Source organism: Pseudomonas sp. GW821-FHT10B02, assembly GCF_059415665.1.
In genome coordinates, this window is record NZ_JBWKNR010000007.1 from 89,565 (window position 1) to 112,871 (window position 23,307).

Here is a 23,307-nt window from a genome sequence, read left to right on the forward strand (position 1 = left end):
ATGTGGGTTTCGTTCATATAAAGGAAAGCCGACAGGACGTTGACTGGTGCCCCTGCCTGCTTCCCTGGTCATCAGGCGATATCGCGCAGGGCGAGCTCGCTCTTGATGCGTTCCAACACCTGCTCGATGGACAACTCCGTGGAATCCAGCTGAATCGCATCGGCCGCCGGTTTGAGCGGGGCCACTGCGCGCTGGGTGTCGCGCTCATCACGCGCACGAATCTCATCTAGCAGACTCGACAGACTAACATCTTCGCCTTTCGCCTTCAACTGCAAGTAACGGCGGCGCGCCCGCTCCTCGGCACTGGCGGTCAGAAAAACCTTCAGAGGTGCGTCAGGGAACACCACCGTGCCCATGTCGCGACCATCGGCAATCAGCCCCGGCGCTTCCTGAAACGCCCGCTGGCGTTGCAACAATGCGTCACGCACTGCGGGCAGCGAAGCAACCATGGAAGCCCCGGCACCTACCGCTTCAGTACGGATGACATTACTGACATCCTCACCTTCAAGAATAGTCTGTTGCAGCTTGCCCGGCTCGGCGGCGATGAACTGCACATCCAGGTGCGCAGCCAGCTTGACCAGCAGTTCTTCGTTGGTCAGGTCAACGCCATGGTTACTGGCTGCAAAGGCCAGCAGGCGATACAGCGCGCCTGAATCCAGCAGCTTCCAGCCCAGCTCGCGCGCCAAAATACCAGCAACCGTGCCCTTACCCGAACCGCTTGGGCCATCGATGGTGATGACCGGTGCATTCACATTCACGACTTGCCCTCTTCGGCAACACGAATCCCGACTTCGGCGCACAGCGCCAGGAAGTTCGGGAAGGATGTGGCAACGTTGGCGCAATCGTGAATACGGATCGGCGCCGAAGCGCGCAGCGAGGCGACGCTGAACGCCATGGCAATACGGTGGTCGCCATGCCCGTGCACTTCACCGCCACCGAACGGGCCGCCGTCGATGATGATGCCGTCCGGGGTCGGTTCGCACTTCACACCCAGGGTCAGCAGGCCATCGGCCATGACCTGGATGCGGTCGGATTCCTTGACCCGCAGCTCTTCGGCGCCACGCAGTACGGTACGGCCTTCGGCACAGGCCGCAGCGACGAACAGCACCGGGAATTCGTCGATAGCCAGTGGCACCAGGTGTTCAGGGATCTCGATACCCTTGAGCCTGGCGCCACGCACGCGCAGGTCCGCTACAGGTTCACCGCCGACTTCACGCTGGTTTTCCAGGGTGATATCGCCGCCCATCAGCTTGAGGATATCAATCACGCCGGTACGGGTCGGGTTGATCCCGACATGCTCGAGCACCAGCTCTGAACCCTCGGCAATCGAGGCTGCAACCAGGAAGAACGCCGCCGAGGAGATATCGGCTGGCACTTCGATATGGGTCGCGGTCAGCTTGCCGCCGGATTCCAGGGAGGCAGTCGGGCCGTCGACGTCAACGCTGTAGCCGAAACCACGCAGCATGCGCTCGGTATGGTCGCGGGTTGGCGCAGGTTCGGTAACCGTGGTCTTGCCTTCGGCATACAGACCAGCCAGCAGCAGGCAGGACTTAACCTGGGCACTGGCCATCGGCAGGGTGTAGGTCAGCGCCTTGAGCGCGTGACCACCACGAATGGTCATCGGTGGACGGCCTTCAGCGCCAGTCTCGATCACCGCGCCCATTTCCCGCAGAGGATTGGCAACGCGGTTCATCGGACGCTTGGACAGCGAGGCATCGCCAGTCAGCACGGTGTCGAACGGCTGCGCAGCGAGCAGGCCGGACAGCAGGCGCATGGAAGTACCGGAGTTACCCAGGTAGATCGGGCCCGGCGGCGGCTGCAGGCCATTGAGGCCAACACCGTGAATGGTAACCCGACCATGGTGCGGGCCTTCGATGACCACACCCATGTCGCGGAAAGCCTGTAGGGTCGCCAGTGCGTCTTCACCCTCAAGGAAGCCTTCGACTTCAGTGGTGCCTTCGGCCAGGGAGCCCAACATGATCGAGCGATGGGAAATCGATTTGTCGCCTGGTACGCGAATTCGGCCAGACAGTTGGCCACCAGGATTTGCCAGGAAAATCAGGTCGTTGGAGTTCATAGCGTCCACATAGGCCCGGCGGGCCAGGATTTTACTGAAATGCTCGCGGGCAACCCGGGCGCGCGTGAAGACGCCCAGCAATTGATGCCCATCCCCTGCATCGACCGCGTCGCGCAAGGCGTCGAGATCGCTGCGAAATGTATCGAGTGTGCGCAGAACAGCTTCGCGGTTGGCGAGAAATATGTCGTGCCACATGACCGGGTCGCTTCCGGCGATTCTTGTGAAATCGCGGAAACCTCCGGCAGCGTAACGGAAGATATCCAGGTTTTCATTGCGTTTGGCCAGGGAATCGACCAGGCCGAAGGCCAGCAGATGCGGCAGGTGACTGGTCGCCGCCAGGACTTCGTCATGGCGCTCGACCTGCATGTGCTCGACATCGGCCTCCAGCGCACGCCACAGCCGATCAACCAGCGCCAGAGCCTGCGGGTCGGTTTCGGCCAATGGCGTGAGAATCACTTTATGGCGACGGAACAAGGCAGCATTGGAGGCTTCCACCCCGCTCTGCTCGGAACCGGCAATCGGGTGCCCAGGCACGAAGTACGCCAGCTGTTCGGCAAACGCCTCGCGCGCAGCACGCACCACATTGCCCTTGGCGCTGCCGACGTCAGTGAGCACCGCACGCCCGAGGTCAAGTTGCGCCAGGCGCGCCAGGAGCTTCTCCATGGCCAGGATAGGCACGGCCAGCTGAATGACATCAGCGCCAACACAGGCAGCAGCCAGGTCCTCTTCGCAGCGGTCGACCACCCCCAGCTCCACCGCCAGCTTGCGCGACTGCGGATCCAGGTCGACGCCGACCACCTCGCGGCACAAGCCGCTTTCGCGTAGGCCCTTGGCGAACGAGCCGCCAATGAGCCCGAGACCGACCACCACCAGGCGACCGATAAGCGGCTCAACCTTGTTTACCACGACTTCAACCACGGAGCAGGACCCTATTCAAATCTGCATGCACGCCATTCATTGCCTCAGAGTACCGCTTTGGGGTAGGAACCCAACACCTTGAGGGCCACGGCTTCCTGGCTGATCTTCTCCAGCACGGCCTTGATCAGCGGATCGCGATGATGGCCGATGAAGTCGATGAAGAACACGTAGGTCCATTTACCGCTGCGCGACGGACGGGTCTCGATACGGGTCAGGTCGATACCGTTCTCGTGGAACGGCACCAGCAACTCGTGCAAGGCGCCCGGCTTGTTGCTCATGGAGACGATGATCGAAGTCTTGTCGTCGCCGGTCGGCGGCACTTCCTGGTTACCGATCATCAGGAAGCGCGTGGAGTTGTCCGGACGGTCTTCGATCTTCTCGGCCAGACGCGTCAGGCCATACAGCCCTGCGGCCATGTCGCCGGCGATCGCCGCCGAGTTCCACTCACCCTTGACCCGCTTGGCCGCCTCGGCATTGCTCGACACCGCAACGCGCTCGACGTTCGGGTAGTGGGCGTCCAGCCATTTGCGGCACTGCGCCAGGGACTGAGCGTGAGAGTAAATGCGACTGATGCTGTCGGTCTTGGTGTTTTCACCCACCAGCAGATGGTGGTGAATACGCAGCTCGACTTCGCCACAGATGACCATGTCGTGCTCGAGGAAGCTGTCGAGAGTGTGGTTGACCGCACCTTCGGTGGAGTTTTCCACCGGCACCACGCCGAAATTGACGGCACCGGCCGCCACTTCGCGGAACACCTCGTCGATGGCCGCCATCGGCTTGCTGATCACGGCGTGACCGAAGTGCTTCATCGCTGCGGCCTGGGTAAAGGTACCCTCAGGCCCCAGATAGGCGACTTTGAGCGGCTGTTCAAGGGCCAGGCAGGAGGACATGATTTCGCGGAACAGGCGGGCCATTTCTTCGTTGCCCAACGGCCCCTGGTTGCGCTGCATCACGCGCTTGAGCACCTGCGCCTCGCGCTCGGGCCGGTAGAACACCGGCGCCTCGCCTTCAGCCAGGGTCGCGGTCTTGACCCGCGCCACTTCCTGCGCGCAACGGGCACGGTCACTGATCAGCTCGAGGATTTTCTCGTCGAGGCTGTCAATGCGCACCCGCAGCGCCTTGAGTTCCTGCTCCGACATCAGCCGTGCTCCTTCTCGAATTCCGCCATGTAGGCTACCAGCGCCTCCACGGCGTCCAGACCCAGAGCGTTGTAGATCGAGGCACGCATGCCGCCCACCGAACGGTGGCCTTTGAGGTTGAGCAGGCCACGGGCGTCAGCACCGGCGAGGAAGGCCTTGTCCAGGCGCTCGTCGGCCAGACGGAACGGCACGTTCATCCACGAACGGGCGTTGACGCTGATCGGGTTGCTGTAGAAGTCGCTGCTGTCGATGAAGCCGTACAGGCGATCTTTCTTGGCCCGGTTGCGCTTCTCCATCGCATCAACACCGCCCTGCTCCTTGAGCCACTCGAAGACCAGGCCCGAGAGGTACCAGGAATAGGTAGCCGGGGTGTTGTACATCGAGCCGTTGTCGGCCGCGACCTTGTAGTCGAGCATGGTCGGGCAGCTGCTGCGCGCGCGACCGATCAGGTCTTCACGCACGATCACCACCACCAGGCCGCTCGGGCCGATGTTTTTCTGGGCGCCGGCATAGATCAGGCCGAAGTCGGAAACATCGACCGGACGCGAAAGGATATCCGAGGACATGTCGACCACCAGCGGCACGTCACCGGTCTGCGGCACCCAGTCGAACTGCAGACCACCGATGGTCTCGTTCGAGGCATAGTGCACATAGGCGGCGCCCGGCGTCAGGTTCCACTCGTTCTGACCGGGAATGCTCAGGTAATCGGAAGATTTGGCGTTGGCAGCAACGTTGATGTTGCCAAAGCGGCGGGCTTCTTCAATGGCTTTCTTCGACCAGATACCGGTTTCGATATAGTCGGCGGTGCCATTCTCAGGCAGCAGGTTCAGCGGAATTTCGGCGAACTGCTGGCTCGCACCACCCTGCAGGAACAGCACCTTGTAGTTGGCGGGAATGGACATCAGGTCGCGCAGGTCCTGCTCGGCCTTCTCGGCAATGGCCACGTAGTCGTCGCTACGGTGACTCATCTCCATCACGGACAAACCCTTGCCATTCCAGTCCAGCATTTCGGCCTGGGCGCGCTGCAGGACAGCGTCGGGAAGCGCAGCAGGGCCTGCGCAGAAGTTAAAGGCTCGTTTGCTCACATCCACTCTCGCTCTGCTCATGATGTCCGTGGAGCCAGCCGGGCGGCGCGAAGACTGCACCGCGCCGGCTACCCCACCAGGGTTACGCTACTGTATAGGTTATTCCTGCGGCGCCTCTTCGTCGCCAGCGGCCTGGGCCTCTGGTGATTCAACGGCGTCAGCATCGGCCTCGTAGTCCTCGTCGCCTTCCTCTTCGGATGGCTCCTGGACACGCTCCAGACCCACCAGGGTCTCGTCGCTGGCCAGCTTGATCAGGGTCACGCCCTGGGTATTACGACCCAGGCTGGAAACCTCGCCGACGCGGGTACGGACCAGGGTGCCCTGGTCGGAAATCAGCATGATTTCCTCGCCGTCCTGCACCTGCACGGCACCGACCAGGCGACCGTTACGCTCGTTGCTGACCATGGCGATAACGCCCTGACCGCCACGCTTGTACTCGGGGAACTCGCCGATTTCGGTACGCTTGCCATAACCACGCTCGGAGGCGGTAAGGATCTGGCTGCCCTCCTCCGGAATGATCATCGAGATCAGCCTCTGCCCTTCGCCCAGACGCATGCCGCGTACACCGCGGGCGGTACGGCCCATGGCGCGGACGTCGGACTCTTTGAATCGGGTGACCTTGCCGGCGTCGGAGAACAGCATGACCTCACGCTCGCCATCGGTGATGGCCGCGGAAATCAGCACGTCGCCTTCGTCCAGCTCCAGCGCGATCAGACCGACGCTGCGCTGACGGCTGAAGGACTCCAGCGGGGTCTTCTTCACGGTGCCGTTGGCGGTAGCCATGAAGATGAAGTGACCTTCGGTGTACTCCTCGACCGGCAACATGGTCGAGATGTACTCGCCTTCGTCCAGCGGCAGCAGGTTGACCAGCGGTCGACCACGCGCGGCACGCGAGGCTTCGGGAATTTCGTAGGTCTTGAGCCAGTACACCTTGCCCTTGCTGGAGAACAGCAGCAGCGTGGTGTGGCTGTTGGCGACCAGCAGGTGCGAAATGTAGTCCTCATCCTTGACGCCGGTAGCCGACTTGCCTTTACCGCCGCGACGCTGAGCCTGGTAGGCGGCCAGCGGCTGGGTCTTGGCGTAGCCGCCGTGGGAGATGGTCACAACCCGGTCTTCTTCCGGAATCATGTCACCCAGGGTCAGGTCCAGGCGCGCGTCGAGGATCTCGGTGCGGCGCACGTCGCCGTATTCGGCGCGGATCAGTTCCAGCTCTTCGCGGATCACTTCCATCAGGCGCTCGGCACTGTTGAGGATGCGGATCAGCTCACCGATCTGGTTGAGGATCTCCTGGTACTCGGCCAGCAGCTTCTCGTGCTCAAGACCGGTCAGGCGGTGCAGACGCAGGTCGAGAATGGCCTGGGCCTGTTCCGGCGACAGGAAGTACTTGCCATCACGCAGGCCGTACTGCTCGTCGAGGTTTTCCGGACGGCAGGAGTCGGCACCGGCGCGCTCGACCATGACCTGCACGGCACTGGATTCCCACGGCGTGCTGATCAGCGCTTCCTTGGCTTCCGACGGGGTCGGCGAAGCCTTGATCAGGGCGATGACCGGGTCGATGTTGGACAGGGCAACCGCCTGACCTTCAAGGATGTGACCACGTTCACGGGCCTTGCGCAGCTCGAACACGGTGCGACGGGTAACCACTTCGCGGCGGTGGCGAACGAACGCCTCGAGCAGGTCCTTGAGGTTCAGGACCCGCGGACGGCCGTCGATCAGGGCCACGATGTTGATACCGAAAACCGCCTGCAGCTGGGTCTGGGCGTAGAGGTTGTTGAGGATGACCTCAGGTACCTCGCCACGACGCAGCTCGATGACGATACGCATACCGTCCTTGTCGGACTCGTCGCGCAGTTCGGTGATGCCTTCGAGTTTCTTTTCCTTTACCAGCTCGGCGATCTTCTCGATCAAGCGCGCCTTGTTCAGCTGGTAAGGCAGCTCGGTAACGACGATCTGCTGGCGGCCACCGACCTTGTCGATGTCTTCGATGGTGGAGCGGGCACGCATATAAATGCGGCCACGGCCGGTACGGTAGGCCTCGATGATGCCCTGGCGGCCGTTGATGATCGCGGCAGTCGGGAAATCCGGGCCCGGGATGAACTCCATCAGCTCATCGACCGTAATGTCGGCGTTGTCGATCAGCGCCAGGCAACCGTCGATGACTTCACCGAGGTTGTGCGGCGGAATGTTGGTCGCCATGCCCACGGCGATACCGCTGGAACCGTTGACCAGCAGGTTGGGGATCTTGGTCGGCATGACCGCCGGGATCTGCTCGGTGCCGTCGTAGTTGGGCACCCAGTCGACGGTTTCCTTGTGCAGGTCCGCCAGCAGTTCATGGGCCAGCTTGGTCATGCGCACTTCGGTGTATCGCATGGCCGCGGCGTTGTCGCCGTCCACCGAACCGAAGTTGCCCTGGCCGTCGACCAGCAGGTAACGCAGCGAGAACGGCTGGGCCATCCGGACGATGGTGTCGTAGACCGCGGTATCACCGTGCGGGTGGTACTTACCGATCACGTCACCGACCACACGGGCGGATTTCTTGTACGGTTTGTTCCAGTCGTTACCCAGTTCGCTCATCGCATACAGAACGCGGCGATGCACGGGCTTCAAGCCATCACGCGCATCGGGCAGTGCACGCCCGACAATGACGCTCATCGCGTAGTCGAGGTAGGACTGTCTCAGTTCGTCTTCGATATTGACCGGGAGGATTTCTTTGGCCAGTTCGCCCATGAGAAGCCTGATTCCTTTTTCTGGTGAAACCTCGTCACATCCATATGGGACGAACGAAGCTCGCCGCTGCAAAGTGACTCCTTGCAACGACTTACGACAAATCAACGAGTTAAGCCATGGATCTGCGCAGTAAAGACAGCCCTACGGGACTACCTTGGAAACCGTCGGATGTTACCACAATCGCCCAGACGGTGGGAGTGGGCTGCAGCACTACTACCCTACTGCTCGTCAGTAACGCCCGTCAGCCGCTCCAGCAGGCCGCAAGCGCGAGCCAATGACTCAATGCAAACGCTTGCGACACATCAATTGTGCCATCTTCACGGTATCCGGGCGCTCGACGATGCCTTTCTCGGTCACGATCACATCGATCAGATCGGCCGGCGTCACGTCGAATGCCGGATTGACCGCCTCGACCCCGGCACCCAGCGGCTTGCCGTCAACCTCCAGCAGTTCGCTGACGCTCCGCTCTTCGAGCTGGATGTCTTCGCCGCTCTCCAGATTCATGTCGATGCTCGAACTCGACGCCACCACCATGAAGCGCACGCCGTGGTGCATGGCATTGACGGCCAGCTGGTAAGTGCCGATCTTGTTGGCTACATCACCATTGGCAGTGATCCGGTCCGCGCCGACGATGACCCAGGTGATGCCCTTGGTCTTCATCAGATGGGCAGCGGCGGCGTCGGCATTGACGGTCACCGGGATGCCAGCCTCGGCCAACTCCCAGGCGGTCAGGCGCGAACCCTGCAGCCATGGCCGGGTCTCGTCGACATAGACCCGTTCGACCATGCCTTCCAGATAGGCCGCGCGGATCACCCCCAGAGCAGTGCCGAAACCGCCGGTGGCCAGAGCACCGGTGTTGCAGTGGGTCAGCAAGGCCTGTTCGTTGCCCTGGTGTTTGCGAATCAGCTCGACGCCCAGCTGGGCCATGGTCAGGTTGGCCTCGCGATCACTGTCATGGATGGCAACCGCTTCGGCGGCCATGATTGCCGCAACGTCATCGCCCGCCTTGATCCGCAACAAGCGCTCACGCATGCGATTGAGCGCCCAGAACAGGTTGGCACCGGTCGGGCGTGAGTTGAACAGCAGCTCAAAGTCCTCCTCCAGGGCCATCTCCCAGTCGTCGCCCTCGGCCAGGCGCTGACGCACCGCCATGGCCAGGCCATAGGCGGCACTGATACCGATGGCCGGCGCACCGCGAACAACCATCGCGCCAATGGCCCGGGCCACATCGGCGACATTGGTGCAGGCTTGCCAGGTCTGTTCAAAGGGCAGAACGCGCTGGTCGAGCAGGTACAGGACGCCATCACGCCAATCGATGGCTTTCACCTTCTCTGCTGCCAGTAGCTGATCGCGCATGCTCACCCCAATCTTCGGACATCAAAAGCGTACGATTATAGCGAGCCCCTGGCGTAGACGCTCGGGTATACTTCGCCCTCAGCCCAAGTGTCTCAGGGAAATCCCGCCATGCCCAAACCCGCTACGCCGCTCGACCTGCTGCTCCTGCCTGCCTGGCTGGTGCCTGTCGAACCTGCCGGGGTGGTATTGAAGGATCATGGCCTGGGCATTCGCGACGGGCAGATTGTTTTCATCGGCCCCAGGGCCGAGGCCGAGCGCTTCGTCGCCGCCGAAACCCGCGAGCTGCCAGGCTGCCTGCTCAGCCCCGGGCTGATCAACGCCCACGGCCACGCGGCGATGACCCTGTTCCGCGGCCTGGCCGACGACCTGCCGCTGATGACCTGGCTGGAAGAGCACATCTGGCCGGCCGAAGGTCGCTGGGTCGATGAGGGTTTTGTTCGCGATGGCACCGACCTGGCCATTGCCGAGCAGATCAAAGGCGGCATCACCTGCTTTGCCGACATGTACTTCTTCCCCAAGATCGCCAGCGAACGGGTACATAACAGCGGCATCCGCGCACAAATCGCCGTGCCGCTGCTGGATTTCCCGATCCCGGGCGCGCGCAGCACCGAAGAAGCCCTGCACCTGGGCATCGAACTGTTCAGCGACCTGCGTCATCACCCGCGCATCACCGTGGCCATGGGCCCGCATGCGCCCTACACGGTGAGCGACGAGAACCTGGAGAAGATCCGGGTCATTGCCGAAGAGCTCGACGCACCGATTCACATGCACCTGCATGAAACCGCCTTCGAAGTCGAGCAATCGCTGGCCACCCGCGGTGAACGCCCGCTGGCCCGCATCGCCCGCCTGGGCCTGCTCGGCCCGCGCCTGCAGGCGGTGCACATGACCCAGGTCAGCGACGAAGACCTGGCACTGCTGGTAGAAAGCAACACCAGCGTGGTGCATTGCCCGGAATCCAATCTCAAGCTGGCCAGCGGCTTCTGCCCGGTCGAACGCCTGTGGCAGGCCGGGGTCAATGTGGCGGTGGGCACCGATGGTGCAGCCAGCAACAACGACCTCGACCTGCTGGGCGAAACCCGCACCGCCGCCCTGCTGGCCAAGGCCGTGGCCGGTTCGGCCGCCGCGCTGGATGCCCACCGGGCACTGCGCATGGCCACCCTCAACGGTGCCCGGGCGCTGGGTCTGGAGACGCTGACCGGTTCGCTGGAAGTGGGCAAGGCCGCCGACCTGGTGGCCTTCGACCTTTCCGGCCTGGCCCAGCAACCGATTTACGACCCGGTTTCACAACTGATCTATGCCAGCGGCCGCGACTGCGTCAAGCACGTCTGGGTCGCCGGCAAGCAACTGCTCGACGAGCGCCGCCTGACCCGCATGGACGAACAGGCGCTGCATGCCGCCGCCTGCGCCTGGGGCCAGCGGATCGGCGAGCGCAGCGAATAACCGGCCGGCAGCCGCGGCTGCCGGCCCGTGACACCTTTAATCAAAGTTTCAGAGGACCGTTCCATGAGCAACGTCGACCACGCCGAAATCGCCAAGTTCGAAGCCCTGGCCCACCGTTGGTGGGACCGTGAAAGCGAGTTCAAGCCGCTGCACGACATCAACCCGCTGCGGGTCAACTGGATCGACGAACGGGTCAAGCTGGCCGGCAAGAAGGTGCTCGACGTCGGCTGCGGCGGCGGCATCCTCAGCGAAGCCATGGCCCAGCGTGGCGCCACCGTGACCGGCATCGACATGGGCGAAGCACCGTTGGCCGTGGCCCAGCTGCACCAGCTCGAATCCGGGGTAGAAGTCGAATACCGGCAGATCACCGCCGAAGCCCTGGCCGAAGAAATGCCCGAGCAGTTCGACGTGGTCACCTGCCTGGAAATGCTCGAACACGTGCCTGACCCTTCGTCGGTGATCCGCGCCTGCTACCGCATGGTCAAGCCGGGCGGCCAGGTGTTCTTCTCGACCATCAACCGCAACCCCAAGGCTTACCTGTTCGCGATCATCGGCGCCGAATACATCATGAAGCTGCTGCCGCGCGGCACCCACGACTTCAAGAAGTTCATCCGCCCTTCCGAGCTGGGTGCCTGGAGCCGCGAGGCCGGCCTGAACGTCAAGGACATCATCGGCCTGACCTACAACCCGCTGACCAAGCACTACAAGCTGGCCAACGACGTCGACGTCAACTACATGATCCAGACCCTGCGCGAGGAATGAGCATGCGCCTGAGAGCAGTACTTTTCGACATGGACGGCACCCTGCTCGACACGGCGCCGGACTTCATTGCCATCTGCCAGGCGATGCTCGCCGAGCGTGGCCTGCCTGCCGTCGACGACCAGCGCATCCGCGACGTGGTGTCTGGCGGTGCCAAGGCGATGGTTTCGGTCACGTTCAACCTCGACCCCGAGGCGCCAGAGTTCGAAGCCTTGCGCCTGGAGTTCCTTGAGCGCTATCAGCAGGGCTGCGCGGTACACAGCAAGCTCTACGACGGCATGGCCGAGCTGCTGGCCGATATCGAGAAAGGCAACCTGATCTGGGGCGTGGTGACCAACAAGCCGGTGCGTTTCGCCGAACCGATCATGCAGCAACTGGGCCTGGCCGAGCGCTCGGCACTGCTGATCTGCCCGGATCATGTGAAGAACAGCAAGCCGGACCCCGAGCCGCTGATCCTCGCCTGCAAGACCTTGAACCTGGATCCGGCCAGCGTACTGTTCGTCGGTGACGACCTACGCGACATCGAGTCTGGCCGCGATGCCGGCACCCGCACCGCAGCGGTGCGCTACGGTTATATTCATCCGGATGACAACCCCAACAACTGGGGCGCGGATGTGGTGGTCGATCATCCGCTGGAGCTGCGCAAGGTGCTTGATAGCGCGCTTTGCGGCTGCTGATTTCGACAAGGATCGCGGGGCAAGCCCGCTCCCACCGAGGTCATGTAAAACCAGTGGGAGCGGGCTTGCCCCGCGATGAGTCAACACACTCAAGAGGTAACCCCATGTTCGATTACTCCGCCCGCCCCGACCTGCTCAAAGGCCGGACCATCATGGTCACCGGCGCTGGTCGCGGAATCGGCGCAGCGGCCGCCAAGGCCTACGCCGCCCATGGCGCGACCGTGCTGCTGCTGGGCAAGACCGAAGCCAACCTGAGCCAGGTCTACGACGAGATCGAAGCGGCCGGCCATGCAAAGCCTGCGGTCATCCCGTTCAACCTGGAAACCGCCCTGCCGCATCAGTACGACGAACTGGCAGCGATGATCGAAAGCGAGTTCGGCCACATCGACGGCCTGCTGCACAATGCCTCGATCATCGGCCCGCGCACGCCGCTGGAGCAGTTGTCCGGCGACAACTTCATGCGCGTGATGCAGATCAACGTCAATGCCATGTTCATGCTCACCAGCACCCTGCTGCCGCTGCTCAAGCTATCCCAGGATGCGTCGGTGATCTTCACCTCCAGCAGCGTCGGACGCAAAGGCCGGGCCTACTGGGGGGCTTATGGGGTGTCGAAATTCGCTACCGAGGGCCTGATGCAAACCCTCGCCGACGAGCTCGAAGGCGTGGCGCCGGTGCGCTCCAACAGCATCAACCCGGGCGCCACCCGCACCAGCATGCGCGCCCAGGCCTATCCGGGCGAAAACCCGGAAAACAACCCGCTGCCCGAGCAGATCATGCCGGTGTACCTGTACCTGATGGGCCCGGACAGCACTGGCATCAACGGCCAGGCGTTCAACGCCCAGTAAGCTCAGCCCTCGACCAGTTCCGCCTGGGCACGGGCGGGCTGGCGCTGTTCCAGCTGCATGCAGCGCTCAAGGAACAGGTACATGTAGTCGTAGCTCTTGCACACAGCCCGGCGCAGCTCAGCCTGCAGCGCCTGCGACGGGTTGTTGCCGGCCAGGGTACAGACGATTTCCAGCGCTTCCCACGGGTGGGCGTCGTCGTACTGGGCATGCATCTTCAGCCACTTCATGGCGCGCTTGCGACCCTCCTCTGGAAAGCCCTGGGCATATACGCCCGTCGAGCACACCACCGCCGACCATTCACCGGTCGCCCCTTCGATTGCGTAGTTGGTCGCTGCGACGGCCACCACCAGCGAATCCGCTGCACAGGTATGCCAGCACCAATCGCTCAGGGCATTGAGTTCGGTCGGTACGTCCTGCGCCTGCAGGTCCTCGAGGCTGACGCCATGGGCCTGGCTCCAGTACAGCCAGTAGTCGGCATGATTGAGCTCGACACGGATGTTGCGCATCAACCAGCGCCGCGCCATGTCTTCGCCCGGGTGGCGTGCGTAGCGAGTCTTGGTCAGGTTCTTGGCCATGTACAGAGAGAACTGCTCGACCACCGGCCAGCCGCCAATCAGGTACTGACGCATGGTACGAGCACTAAGCCGGCCATCGCGCATGCGCTGATAGAGTTCGTGCTCGACTACCCGGCGCTTGCTCTCATGACAATCCTTGATCAGCTGCTGGGCCCAGAGCGGGTAACTGGTGGGGTCCATCAATGGACCGGTACGGATAAACGCGTCAATCACTGTCTGCTCCTTGTTCCTTGTGATTATCGTGCGGATCGTCAGCGAAAGGTCCCGGGTGCCTTGAACAGCAGGGGCCTGGCCGCAATCCGTTGGCGTTGCAAGCTGTCGCAGGTGAACACCTGCGGCCGCTCGATCAGGTACCCCTGGGCGTAATCGACGCCGATTTCCTGCAGGGCCTGTTCGATCAACGGCGTTTCGACGAACTCGGCAATGGTGCGTTTGCCCATGACATGGCCGATGTGGTTGATGACTTCAACCATAGCCCGGTTAACCGGGTCGTCGAGCATATCCTTGACGAAACTTCCGTCGATTTTCAGGAAGTCTACGGGTAAATGTTTCAAATACGCGAACGACGACATCCCGGCACAGAAGTCATCCAGCGAGAACCGGCACCCCAGGCTTTTGAGTTCATTGATGAAGCGTATGGCGCTGCCGAGATTGGCAATGGCACTGGTCTCGGTGATTTCGAAACAGATCATCTGTGGCGGAATGGCAAACTCACCAAACAGCCGCCGCAGGTAATCCAGGAACTTGTCGTCACCGATGCTGCTGCCAGACAGATTGATCGCGCACATGGCCAGCGGGCCGTCGCGCTGCTCGTCCAGGCACTGGCGAATGACCGTGAACACGCTGCGCACCACCCAACGGTCCAGCGCGGTCATCAAGCCATAGCGCTCGGCGGCCGGAATGAAACTGTCCGGAAGAATGATCCGCCCGTTTTCATCCTGCAGACGCAGGAGGATCTCGATGTGGCCGGCACCGTCATCGGGTCCGAGGGCGGCGATTTCCTGGGCATACAGACAGAAGCGGTTTTCTTCCAGGGCCACGTGCAGGCGTTGAATCCAGGCCATCTCACCAAAGCGCATGGACAACTCGCTGTCGTCGGCATGGTACACCTGCACGCGATTACGGCCCTTTTCCTTGGCCATGTAGCAGGCCATGTCGGCGGCCCGCAACGAGGCTTCAAGGGTGGTCGGTGCCTGAGCAATGTGCACCAGCCCCAGACTCACGGTGGTCATGAACGGCCGCCCTTTCCAGACGAAATGCAGGCTCTGAACGGCCTGACGCAGGCTTTCAGCAATACGCTCGGCCTGTTCTTGCGGGCAATTCTCCAGCAGGATGCCGAACTCGTCACCGCCTAGCCGCGCCAGGGTGTCACCTTCGCGCAGCCCGGCCTGGAGCACGGCACAGATGTGGCGGAGCAGCTCATCACCGGCCGCATGCCCGCAGGTGTCATTGACCAGCTTGAATTGATCGAGGTCGAGGAACATCAAGGCGTGCCGCGACGGTTTACGTGCCAGGGCATTGAGCGCCAGCTCCAGGCGATACTCGAACTCGCGGCGGTTGGCCAGGCCAGTGAGTGCATCATGGGTCGCCTGCCAGGACAGGTTGGCGATGTACTGACGCTCCTGAGTCATGTCATGCAGGACCAGGACGATACCGCTGATCTTGCCGTCGGCCATGATCGGCGCCCCCACCAGGGTCACCGACACGGTACTGCCATCCAGGCGCTGGATCAGTTTGGTGTGTTCGCTGCCGCCTTTGAGGCCACCGCTGAGGATGCGCTCGACCAAGGTCAGGCCGTCTTTCTCGGCATTCTCGTCAAGCAGGCTGAACAGCGCCGCCAACGGCAAGCCATGGGCCTGGGCGGCGTGCCAGTGGGTCAGCTGTTCGGCTGCCGGGTTCATGTAGGCGATGCAGCCTTCGACGTCGGTGGTGATCACCCCGTCGCCAATCGACTCCAGGGTAATTTGCGCCCGCTCCTTTTCCACCTCCAGGGCGTTGGCAAAGGCCTGGCGCTGGGCCAGCAACTTGCTTGAACGCATCCAGGCCAGGGCAATCAGGAACAGTGCAGTGGCCAGGTTGGTCACCAGCAGCACCCGCAACAGCATCCGCGACCCCTCACCCAATGCGTCGCTGAACGCCCGGGCGGCCGGTGTTACACCGTCGTTGATGGTGGCAATGCGCGCTTTCCATTCGGCTACGTCATCAGCATCAGCGGTGCCCGAGCGAAAGCCTGCGTGCATCTGCCGGGCGACCTCGTCGAGCTGGCTGAGAAAGCCATCGCCCACCGCCCACAGCTCAATGGCTTTTTCCAGGTAGCTGACCTGGCGGAAGTTCAGGTACAGCCAGATGAGGCTGGAAACGTCGTCAGGGTGGTTGCCGCCCTGAAGAATGCCTCGTCGTGCAGCCTCCAGGTCCGGGACAGGCAAATCCAGGGCCGCGCGCAATTCATGCCCGCCCTGCGGTACGGCAAAGGATTTCTGATACTTCTGGAAGACGGCCTGGTCGCGGCTATCGGCGTACAGGTTGAGGTAGTAGATCGCGTCTTTCTGTCCCTTGGACCAGAGGCTCTCCCCCGCCACATAACCACGCACCGCCGACAAGGCATACAGGCTGATCCCCCCCAACAACGCCTGAAACAACACCACGGCCACAAATGGCCAGATGATGCCCAACAGGTTCGGGGCTTCGAGAGTCCGTTTTCGCTTCATGAGGTCCCTTGCACACAGAGCCGAATGAATCTCTATTCTTATAAACGCACAGCCTAGGCTATTTGCTCTCAATACTGGAGAGCTTTTCTCAATTACTCAGCACTTTGCCTTCAACTCTGTTGCAAATGACCATACAGCTTGGCGTACAAACCGCCATCGGCAATCAGTTGCTGATGGTCGCCATCCTCGGCCACATGCCCGCCATCGAACACCAGCACCCGGTCGGCCTGCTTCACTGCAGACAGACGGTGGGCAATGATCAAGGTGGTACGCGCACTGAGGAAACGCGCAAGGGCCTGATGCAGGTTGTATTCAGTGGCCGCGTCCAGCGCCGAGGTGGCCTCGTCGAGAATCACCACCTTGGGCTCGGCCAGCACCATCCGCGCAATCGCCAGACGCTGGCGCTGGCCTCCGGACAGGCGTACGCCCGAGCGGCCGACCACGGTGTCCAGGCCGCGCGGCAATGCGGCAATCGTGCTTTCGAGCTGGGCAATGCCCAGCGCCTGCCAGCAAGCTTCGTCGCTGCAGTCGCGGCCCATGGTCAGGTTGGCGCGCACCGTGTCGTTGAACAGTGACGGATGCTGCAGCACCACCGCGACATGCTCGCGCAGGGTTTCCAGGCCGATCTCCTGCAAGGTCGAACCACCGAAGCGGATGGTGCCGGCCTGCGCACTGTAAAGCCCGAGCAGCAACTGCACCAGGGTGCTCTTGCCACCACCGCTGGCGCCGACGATGGCGACTTTTTCGCCCGGCGCGATGGACAGGTTCAACTGATCAAGCACCGGCTCGTCGGCATAGGCAAAGCGCAGTCCCTGCACTTCGAGGCCCACTGTGTCACGCCCTTTGAACGGGTCGACGCCCCCGGGGTACTGCGGTTCGTCGGCACGCGCCAGCAATTCGTTGAGCCGGCTCAGCGCACCGCCCGCGGCATAAAAGGCGTACTGCAGGTTCAACAGTTGCTCGACCGGGCCGATCATGAACCACAGGTAGCTGAACACCGCCAGCATCTGGCCGATCGACAGGTCGGAGAACAGCACGGTCAGCATCGCCGCAGCGCGGAAGATATCGATGCCGAACTGGAACAGCAGACCACTGGCGCGGCCACTGGCATCGCTCTTCCACTGCGAAGCCACCGCATAGTTGCGCACTTCCTGGGCACGCAAACCGAGACGGCCGAGGAAATACCCCTGGCGATTGCTGGCACGAATTTCCTGGATCGCATCGAGGGTTTCGGTCAGCGCCTGGGTAAAGCGCGAGGTGCTGTCGTTTTCCAGCTTTTTCAGGTGTTTGACCCGTTTGCCCAACTGCACCGTGGCAAAGACCACAACGGGGTTGAACAGCAGGATCAGCAACGCCAGCTTCCAGTGCATCCACATCAGGATCGCCGCTGTGCCGGTCAGGGTCAGCATGGCGACCAGGAACCGGCTCAGGGTTTCGCCGACGAACTTGTCCAGGGTGTCCAGATCGGTGACCAGGTGCGTGGTCACCGTGCCGCTGCCGAGGCTTTCGTATTCCTTCAGGGAGATGCGCTTGAGCCGTTCGATCAGGCGGATGCGCAGGCGATAGACGATGTCCTTGGCCAGGCCGGCGAACAGTTTGGCCTGCACCACGTTGAAGGCCAGCGCAGCGCAGCGCAGGCACAGGGTCAGCACCAGCATCAGGCCGATGTAACCGGTCGCCACCTGCCAGTTGCCCGGCAGCAGCTGATTCATCCACTTGAGCGCGGCATCGCCATGCCCGAGCAAGACTTCATCGACCAGCAACGGCAGCAACAAGGGGATCGGCACACTGCACAGCGCCGCCAGCACCGCAACGCCGTTGGCGATCCACAGGGCTTTTTTATGGTGCAAGGCCAGGCGGCGAATTTCCGCCCAGCTCAGGCGATCGGCAACAACCGGGGCAGGCCCCGGCACAGGGTCGGGTGACCCAGGCAGATCAAGCACAGGCGGCCTGCTGCAGCCAGCGGCCGAGCAGCGGGCTTAACGCGTCGAGCGACTGGTAGCCGTTGGTCAGCAACGCCAGCTGGCCGTTACGTTCGGCCAGCAAGGTCGGAAACCCGGCAATTCCCAGATCCTGCACCCAGGTGAAATCGGAGGCCGTGGCCGCGCGCACCTCGGCACTGGCAAAACGCTCGGCAAACGCCGCTCGCTCAAAGCCGACCTGCTCGGCCAGCTCAACCAGTTTAGGCGCGCGGGTGACATCTTCACCGCCCTGGTAGAACGCCTGCTGGATCGCTGCAAGCAACGCCCAGGTGCGTTGCCGGTCAAGTCCACGGGCCGCTACCAGGGCGCGGCAGGCAGGCTCGGTGTCATAGACAAAACCGTCCGGCATCGCCCCTTCGAGGGTGAAGGGCTGGCCAGTGGCCTGGTTGACCGCTTGCCAGTGCTCAAGGATGTAGCCGCGGGTCGAGGCGTCCAGCGCGCTGCTGCCGGTGCGCAAGCCGCCGGGCACCAGTTGGGTGTCGATCCCGGCTTCGCGTGCCTGGGCGATCAGGGCCTGGGCCACGGGTGCAAAGCCCCAGCACCAGGAGCACATCGGGTCCATCACATAGAGCAAGCGTGCGGACATCTATCAGGCCTCGGCAGCTTTGCGGTAGTTGTGGCCGATCGGGTGCGGCATGTTGCGGGCCTTGGCCAGCTCGATCTGCTTCTGCCGGTCGATGGCACTGCGCCGGGTCTTTTCGCTCAGGCTGTCCCAGCAATGCGGGCAGCTGATACCAGGCGAATAGTGCTCGGACGCACGGTCTTCGACGCTGATCGGGGTACGGCAGGCATGGCACTGGTCGTAGTCGCCTTCGGTCAGGTCGTGACGCACGGTGACCCGGTTGTCGAACACGAAGCAGTCGCCCTGCCAGCGGCTTTCATCCTGCGGTACCTCTTCGAGGTATTTCAGGATCCCGCCTTTAAGATGATAGACCTCTTCGAAACCTTCACCGAGCATGTAGCTGGAGGCTTTTTCGCAACGGATGCCACCGGTGCAGAACATCGCGACCTTCTTGTGCCGCGTCGGGTCGAAGTTGGCCTTGATGTACTCGGGGAACTCACGGAACGTCGTGGTTTTCGGGTCGATCGCGCCTTCGAAGGTGCCAATCGCCACTTCGTAGTCGTTGCGGGTGTCGATCAGCAGCACCTCGGGATCGCTGATCAGCGCGTTCCAGTCCTGCGGCTCGACGTAGGTCCCGACCTTGTAGTTCGGGTCCACGCCCGGCACGCCGAGGGTGACGATCTCTTTCTTGAGCTTGACCTTGGTGCGATAGAACGGCTGTTCGTCGCAGTAGGATTCCTTGTGGTCGATATCCACCAGGCGGGCATCGCTGCGCAGCCAGGCCAGCAGGCCGTCGATACCTTCACGGGTACCGGACACAGTGCCGTTGATGCCCTCTTCGGCCAGCAACAAGGTGCCCTTGATGCCGTTGGCCATCATGCTTTCGAGCAGCGGCTCGCGCAGCTCGACGTAATCTTTCAGGGTGACGAATTTGTACAGCGCCGCCACGACGATAGCTTGGGTCATGCAGTAAATCTCCAGGTGGTCACCCTCGTAAAGGGCGGACCGGATGACAATAAAAAACGCGCCGACGAGCGGCGCGTTGCACATTCTAACAAAAACCTGACGATGAAATCAGTGTTTGCTGCCACCTGCGCAGGTGGGTGAGGCTGGCGCTGCGCCGACCTTCTGCCACTCTTCGGGGGTGTAGGTGTGCAGGGCCAGGGCATGGAACTGCCCCATCAGCTCACCCAGGGTGGCGTAGACCTTCTGGTGACGCTTGACGCTGTTCAGGCCTTCGAACTGTTCGCTGACCAGCACGGCCTTGTAGTGGGTTTCTTGCCCACGGCTGTGCATGTGGCTTTCGTCGAGCACCGAGAGGTGCTGCGGCGCCAGCGCGGCCAGGCTCTGTTCAATCTTTTGCTGCATGGACATGGACGGCTCCGCGTATTACTTCTTCGCTGGCGCGGCGGCCTTGCCAGCGTTCGGGTCGAGTTCCTTGGTCATGTCAGCCAGCAGCTTGTTGACCACCGGTACCGCGCTTTCCAGCTTGCGCTGGGTCAGCTGGGCCGACTGCTGGGTAACCTGAGGCATTTTTTCCAGGACTTTCTTGCCCAATGGCGACTGGTAGAAGGCTACCAGGTCCTTGAGCTCGCTTTCGGTGAAGGTGGTGGTGTAGAGCTTGACCATGTCGGGCTTGAGCTTGTTCCAGCCGATGGCCTGGTCGAGGGCAGCATTGGCCTTGGCCTGGTAGCTGTCGAGCACCGATTTTTTCGAGGCCGGGGCCTTGGTCTGTTCGAAACGCTGGGCAAACATCTGTTGCACCTGCATGTAGACCGGGGTGCCGAGCTTGTCAGCGTGCGCCATCATGAGGAATTTTTCGGCACTGGCGTTGTGGCTGGCGGTATCGGCAAGCACCTGGCCGCTGGCGCAGACCAGCGCAACAGCAGTGCAAAGGGCGCGAAGACGGGTCATCGTAATTCCTTCATTAGACAGACGAGGTAGTACCCCAGAGTAGAGCATTCTGCGCCGACTCGGGCGCAGCACTCAAGTGGGTCGACGAGCGTTGGAACCGCTGCGACAAAAAGGGACCTAAACTGCGAATTCAGACCACAAGGGAGTGTTCACAGCATGAGCCGTATCGAAACTGACAGCCTGGGGCAGGTCGAAGTTCCTGACCAGGCCTACTGGGGTGCCCAGACGCAACGCTCACTGATCAACTTTGCCATCGGCAAGGAGCGCATGCCACTGGCTGTCCTGCACGCCCTGGCGATGATCAAAAAAGCCGCTGCACGGGTCAACAACCGCAACGGAGACCTGCCGGCGGACATCGCCCGGCTGATCGAACAGGCCGCCGACGAGGTGCTCGATGGCCAGTTGGATGATCAATTTCCACTCGTCGTCTGGCAGACCGGCAGTGGTACCCAGAGCAACATGAACGTCAATGAAGTGATCGCCGGGCGCGCCAACGAACTGGCGGGCAAAGGCCGGGGCGGCAAGAATCCGGTGCACCCCAACGATCATGTCAACCGCTCGCAGAGTTCCAACGACTGCTTCCCGACCGCCATGCACATCGCTGCCGTCCAGGCGGTCCAGCACAAGCTGCTGCCGGCCATCGCCGAGCTGTCGTCGGGGCTGGCGGAGCTTTCGGCGCGCCATCAGCACCTGGTCAAGACCGGCCGCACCCACATGATGGATGCCACGCCGATCACCTTCGGCCAGGAACTCTCGGCCTACGTGGCGCAACTTGACTACGCCCAGCGCGCCATCCGCTCGGCCTTGCCGGCGGTGTGCGAGCTGGCCCAGGGCGGTACCGCGGTCGGTACCGGGCTGAATGCCCCGCACGGTTTTGCCGAGGCCATCGCCGCAGAGCTGGCCGCCCTCTCCGGCCTGCCTTTTGTTACCGCGCCGAACAAGTTCGCCGCCCTTGCCGGGCATGAGCCGCTGACGACCCTGGCAGGCGGCTTGAAGACCCTGGCAGTGGCCCTGATGAAGCTGGCCAATGACCTGCGTCTGCTCGGTTCCGGCCCCCGCGCCGGGATTGCCGAAGTGCGCCTGCCGGCCAACGAGCCGGGCAGCTCGATCATGCCCGGCAAGGTCAACCCGACCCAGTGCGAGGCGCTGTCGATGCTGGCCTGCCAGGTACTGGGCAATGACACGGCCATCGGCTTTGCCGCCAGCCAGGGTCACCTGCAATTGAACGTGTTCAAGCCGGTGATCATCCACAACCTGCTACAGTCCATCGAGCTGCTGGCCGACGGCTGCAGCAACTTCCAGCAGCACTGCGTGGCCGGTATCGAAGCGGATGCCGAACAGATGGCCGCGCACCTGGAACGCGGGCTGATGCTGGTCACCGCGCTGAACCCGCACATCGGCTACGACAAGGCTGCGGAAATCGCCAAGAAGGCCTACAGCGAAGGCCGCACGTTACGCGAGGCGGCCCTGACCCTGGGCTACCTCACCAACGAGCAGTTCGAGCAGTGGGTACGCCCGCAAGACATGCTCGAGCCCGGCAAGAAAGGCTGAGTCACCGGGCCAGGCGTATGCGCCTGGCCCGCCAGCCGGCCATGATCGACGGGCCCAGCGCGGTCAGCGCCGAGCCCAGTACCACCACCAGTGCGCCAACGTAACCCAGGGTATTGATCTGTTCGGCGTGCACGTAGTCAGGCCAGAACCAGGCTGCCAGGGCTACGGCAACGAAAGTGATCAAGGGCGTGATCGCCAGGGTGGCGCTGACCTTGGAAGCTTCCCAGTGGGCCAGCGCTTCGGCGAAGGCGCCATAGGCCACCAGGGTGTTAAGGCAGCAGGCGAGCAACAGCCAGCCTTGCAGCGGCGTCAACTGCAGCGCTTCCAGCGGATGCACCCAGGGCGTCAGGAGCACGGCGCAGCACAGGTAGATGACCATCATCACCTGCATCGAATTCCACACCGTCAGCAACTGCTTCTGGCTCAGGGCGTAAAACACCCAGATGGTGGTTGCCAGGACAATGGTCAGCACCCCCGTGGTGTAGACGCTCAGAGAGGTCAACAGCTCGTCCAGGCGCTGGTTGAAAAACAGGCCGAAGCCCAGCAGCAGGATGACCAGGCCTACCCCTTGGCCGAGACTGAAGCGCTCCTTGAACAGGAACACGCTGGCCACCAGCAGCAGTACCGGCCCCAGCTGCACGACCAGTTGCGCCGTGCCGGGGCTGAGCAGGTTCAGGCCCATCAGGTACAGCACATAGTTGCCGACCAGACCGCCGGTGGCCAATGCCACCAGGGCCCAGCCCTTGCGCCCGAGCTGGTTGAACGACGGCAAGCGCTTGCTTGCCGCCAGCCAGGCCAGCAGCAGGCCACCAGAAACCGACAGGCGAAACCAGGTCACGGTGATCGGGTCCATCACCTGTAGCACCTGTTTGAGCTTGATCGGCAGGATGCCCCAGAGCAACGCGGTCAACAGCGAAAGGGAAAGGCCATAGACCCAGCGTCCGGAAGAAATGTGCATACCAGCCTCAATTGCCCTGTGGTGGGGGGAGACT

19 protein-coding genes are annotated in these 23,307 nt (G+C 62.5%); 5 read left to right on the forward strand and 14 right to left on the reverse strand.

Annotation, left to right across the window (positions count from 1 at the left end):
- Nucleotides 1-71: 71 nt before the first annotated feature.
- The 6 genes from cmk to mtnA form a co-directional block, all read right to left on the reverse strand.
- Nucleotides 72-758, reverse strand: a complete 687-nt coding sequence (cmk, locus tag AC07OF_RS12615; protein WP_157191651.1) for a (d)CMP kinase — start codon at nucleotides 756-758, stop codon at nucleotides 72-74.
- Nucleotides 755-2,995 (reverse strand): bifunctional prephenate dehydrogenase/3-phosphoshikimate 1-carboxyvinyltransferase, encoded by a 2,241-nt coding sequence (locus AC07OF_RS12620; RefSeq protein WP_495072941.1) that lies wholly within the window; start codon nucleotides 2,993-2,995, stop codon nucleotides 755-757. Before AC07OF_RS12620 ends, cmk begins: the two co-directional genes overlap by 4 nt.
- Before the next feature lie 44 nt (nucleotides 2,996-3,039).
- Entirely contained in the window at nucleotides 3,040-4,134 is a 1,095-nt protein-coding gene (gene pheA, locus AC07OF_RS12625) for a prephenate dehydratase (RefSeq protein ID WP_495072942.1), read from the reverse strand.
- Nucleotides 4,134-5,219 (reverse strand): 3-phosphoserine/phosphohydroxythreonine transaminase, encoded by a 1,086-nt coding sequence (serC, locus tag AC07OF_RS12630; protein WP_476445682.1) that lies wholly within the window; start codon nucleotides 5,217-5,219, stop codon nucleotides 4,134-4,136. Before serC ends, pheA begins: the two co-directional genes overlap by 1 nt.
- A gap of 99 nt (nucleotides 5,220-5,318) precedes the next feature.
- Nucleotides 5,319-7,946, reverse strand: a complete 2,628-nt coding sequence (gene gyrA, locus AC07OF_RS12635; protein ID WP_495072943.1) for a DNA gyrase subunit A — start codon at nucleotides 7,944-7,946, stop codon at nucleotides 5,319-5,321.
- Between the two features lie 279 nt (nucleotides 7,947-8,225).
- Nucleotides 8,226-9,302: an S-methyl-5-thioribose-1-phosphate isomerase gene (mtnA, locus tag AC07OF_RS12640; protein WP_157191646.1), complete on the reverse strand. Its 1,077-nt coding sequence runs from the start codon at nucleotides 9,300-9,302 to the stop codon at nucleotides 8,226-8,228.
- Between the two features lie 108 nt (nucleotides 9,303-9,410).
- On the opposite strand from mtnA, the gene AC07OF_RS12645 reads away from it, so the two are divergent.
- From AC07OF_RS12645 to AC07OF_RS12660, 4 genes are all read left to right on the forward strand, one after another.
- Entirely contained in the window at nucleotides 9,411-10,742 is a 1,332-nt protein-coding gene (locus AC07OF_RS12645) for a TRZ/ATZ family hydrolase (RefSeq protein ID WP_495072944.1), read from the forward strand.
- 63 nt (nucleotides 10,743-10,805) lie between these two features.
- Nucleotides 10,806-11,504: a bifunctional 2-polyprenyl-6-hydroxyphenol methylase/3-demethylubiquinol 3-O-methyltransferase UbiG gene (ubiG, locus tag AC07OF_RS12650; RefSeq protein WP_038608297.1), complete on the forward strand. Its 699-nt coding sequence runs from the start codon at nucleotides 10,806-10,808 to the stop codon at nucleotides 11,502-11,504.
- A 2-nt stretch (nucleotides 11,505-11,506) separates the two neighbouring features.
- The gene (gene mupP, locus AC07OF_RS12655; protein WP_157191644.1) at nucleotides 11,507-12,178 is read left to right on the forward strand and encodes an N-acetylmuramic acid 6-phosphate phosphatase MupP; all 672 of its coding nucleotides are present in this window, start codon (nucleotides 11,507-11,509) and stop codon (nucleotides 12,176-12,178) included.
- A gap of 104 nt (nucleotides 12,179-12,282) precedes the next feature.
- Complete coding sequence (locus tag AC07OF_RS12660) at nucleotides 12,283-13,023, forward strand: YciK family oxidoreductase (RefSeq protein WP_157191643.1); 741 nt, start codon at nucleotides 12,283-12,285, stop codon at nucleotides 13,021-13,023.
- A 2-nt stretch (nucleotides 13,024-13,025) separates the two neighbouring features.
- On the opposite strand, the gene AC07OF_RS12665 is transcribed toward AC07OF_RS12660, so the two are convergent.
- The 7 genes from AC07OF_RS12665 to AC07OF_RS12695 all read right to left on the reverse strand — a co-directional run bounded on the left by AC07OF_RS12665 (nucleotide 13,026) and on the right by AC07OF_RS12695 (nucleotide 20,764).
- A complete protein-coding gene (locus AC07OF_RS12665; protein WP_408635420.1) occupies nucleotides 13,026-13,778 on the reverse strand; it encodes an iron-containing redox enzyme family protein in 753 nt (250 codons plus the stop codon).
- A gap of 71 nt (nucleotides 13,779-13,849) precedes the next feature.
- The gene (locus AC07OF_RS12670) at nucleotides 13,850-16,306 is read right to left on the reverse strand and encodes an EAL domain-containing protein (protein ID WP_157191641.1); all 2,457 of its coding nucleotides are present in this window, start codon (nucleotides 16,304-16,306) and stop codon (nucleotides 13,850-13,852) included.
- A 110-nt stretch (nucleotides 16,307-16,416) separates the two neighbouring features.
- The gene (locus tag AC07OF_RS12675; RefSeq protein ID WP_157191640.1) at nucleotides 16,417-18,249 is read right to left on the reverse strand and encodes an ABC transporter ATP-binding protein; all 1,833 of its coding nucleotides are present in this window, start codon (nucleotides 18,247-18,249) and stop codon (nucleotides 16,417-16,419) included.
- On the reverse strand, nucleotides 18,242-18,874 hold the full coding sequence (locus tag AC07OF_RS12680) for a DsbA family protein (RefSeq protein WP_157191639.1): 633 nt from the start codon (nucleotides 18,872-18,874) through the stop codon (nucleotides 18,242-18,244). Before AC07OF_RS12680 ends, AC07OF_RS12675 begins: the two co-directional genes overlap by 8 nt.
- A gap of 3 nt (nucleotides 18,875-18,877) precedes the next feature.
- Nucleotides 18,878-19,816, reverse strand: coding sequence for an oxygen-dependent tRNA uridine(34) hydroxylase TrhO (gene trhO, locus AC07OF_RS12685; protein ID WP_157191638.1), 939 nt, complete (start codon nucleotides 19,814-19,816; stop codon nucleotides 18,878-18,880).
- A 108-nt stretch (nucleotides 19,817-19,924) separates the two neighbouring features.
- Nucleotides 19,925-20,224, reverse strand: a complete 300-nt coding sequence (locus AC07OF_RS12690; protein WP_038608283.1) for a BolA family protein — start codon at nucleotides 20,222-20,224, stop codon at nucleotides 19,925-19,927.
- A gap of 15 nt (nucleotides 20,225-20,239) precedes the next feature.
- On the reverse strand, nucleotides 20,240-20,764 hold the full coding sequence (locus tag AC07OF_RS12695; RefSeq protein WP_157191637.1) for a DUF2059 domain-containing protein: 525 nt from the start codon (nucleotides 20,762-20,764) through the stop codon (nucleotides 20,240-20,242).
- A 156-nt stretch (nucleotides 20,765-20,920) separates the two neighbouring features.
- On the opposite strand from AC07OF_RS12695, the gene AC07OF_RS12700 reads away from it, so the two are divergent.
- A complete protein-coding gene (locus AC07OF_RS12700) occupies nucleotides 20,921-22,315 on the forward strand; it encodes a class II fumarate hydratase (RefSeq protein ID WP_157191636.1) in 1,395 nt (464 codons plus the stop codon).
- Nucleotide 22,316: 1 nt separating this feature from the next.
- Here the strand turns inward: AC07OF_RS12700 and AC07OF_RS12705 are convergent, their stop codons facing one another.
- On the reverse strand, nucleotides 22,317-23,273 hold the full coding sequence (locus AC07OF_RS12705; RefSeq protein ID WP_157191635.1) for a DMT family transporter: 957 nt from the start codon (nucleotides 23,271-23,273) through the stop codon (nucleotides 22,317-22,319).
- Between the last annotated feature and the right edge of the window lie 34 nt (nucleotides 23,274-23,307).

Bases quoted from the DNA above. Each gene is read 5' to 3' on its own strand.
- AC07OF_RS12680 (WP_157191639.1), bottom strand. From the start codon at position 18,874: ATGTCCGCACGCTTGCTCTATGTGATGGACCCGATGTGCTCCTGGTGC.
- AC07OF_RS12670 (WP_157191641.1), bottom strand. From the start codon at position 16,306: ATGAAGCGAAAACGGACTCTCGAAGCCCCGAACCTGTTGGGCATCATC.
- AC07OF_RS12660 (WP_157191643.1), top strand. From the start codon at position 12,283: ATGTTCGATTACTCCGCCCGCCCCGACCTGCTCAAAGGCCGGACCATC.
- trhO (WP_157191638.1), bottom strand. From the start codon at position 19,816: ATGACCCAAGCTATCGTCGTGGCGGCGCTGTACAAATTCGTCACCCTG.
- AC07OF_RS12700 (WP_157191636.1), top strand. From the start codon at position 20,921: ATGAGCCGTATCGAAACTGACAGCCTGGGGCAGGTCGAAGTTCCTGAC.
- pheA (WP_495072942.1), bottom strand. From the start codon at position 4,134: ATGTCGGAGCAGGAACTCAAGGCGCTGCGGGTGCGCATTGACAGCCTC.
- mtnA (WP_157191646.1), bottom strand. From the start codon at position 9,302: ATGCGCGATCAGCTACTGGCAGCAGAGAAGGTGAAAGCCATCGATTGG.
- AC07OF_RS12690 (WP_038608283.1), bottom strand. From the start codon at position 20,224: ATGTCCATGCAGCAAAAGATTGAACAGAGCCTGGCCGCGCTGGCGCCG.
- AC07OF_RS12695 (WP_157191637.1), bottom strand. From the start codon at position 20,764: ATGACCCGTCTTCGCGCCCTTTGCACTGCTGTTGCGCTGGTCTGCGCC.
- AC07OF_RS12665 (WP_408635420.1), bottom strand. From the start codon at position 13,778: ATGGACCCCACCAGTTACCCGCTCTGGGCCCAGCAGCTGATCAAGGAT.
- ubiG (WP_038608297.1), top strand. From the start codon at position 10,806: ATGAGCAACGTCGACCACGCCGAAATCGCCAAGTTCGAAGCCCTGGCC.
- AC07OF_RS12705 (WP_157191635.1), bottom strand. From the start codon at position 23,273: ATGCACATTTCTTCCGGACGCTGGGTCTATGGCCTTTCCCTTTCGCTG.
- mupP (WP_157191644.1), top strand. From the start codon at position 11,507: ATGCGCCTGAGAGCAGTACTTTTCGACATGGACGGCACCCTGCTCGAC.
- gyrA (WP_495072943.1), bottom strand. From the start codon at position 7,946: ATGGGCGAACTGGCCAAAGAAATCCTCCCGGTCAATATCGAAGACGAA.
- AC07OF_RS12645 (WP_495072944.1), top strand. From the start codon at position 9,411: ATGCCCAAACCCGCTACGCCGCTCGACCTGCTGCTCCTGCCTGCCTGG.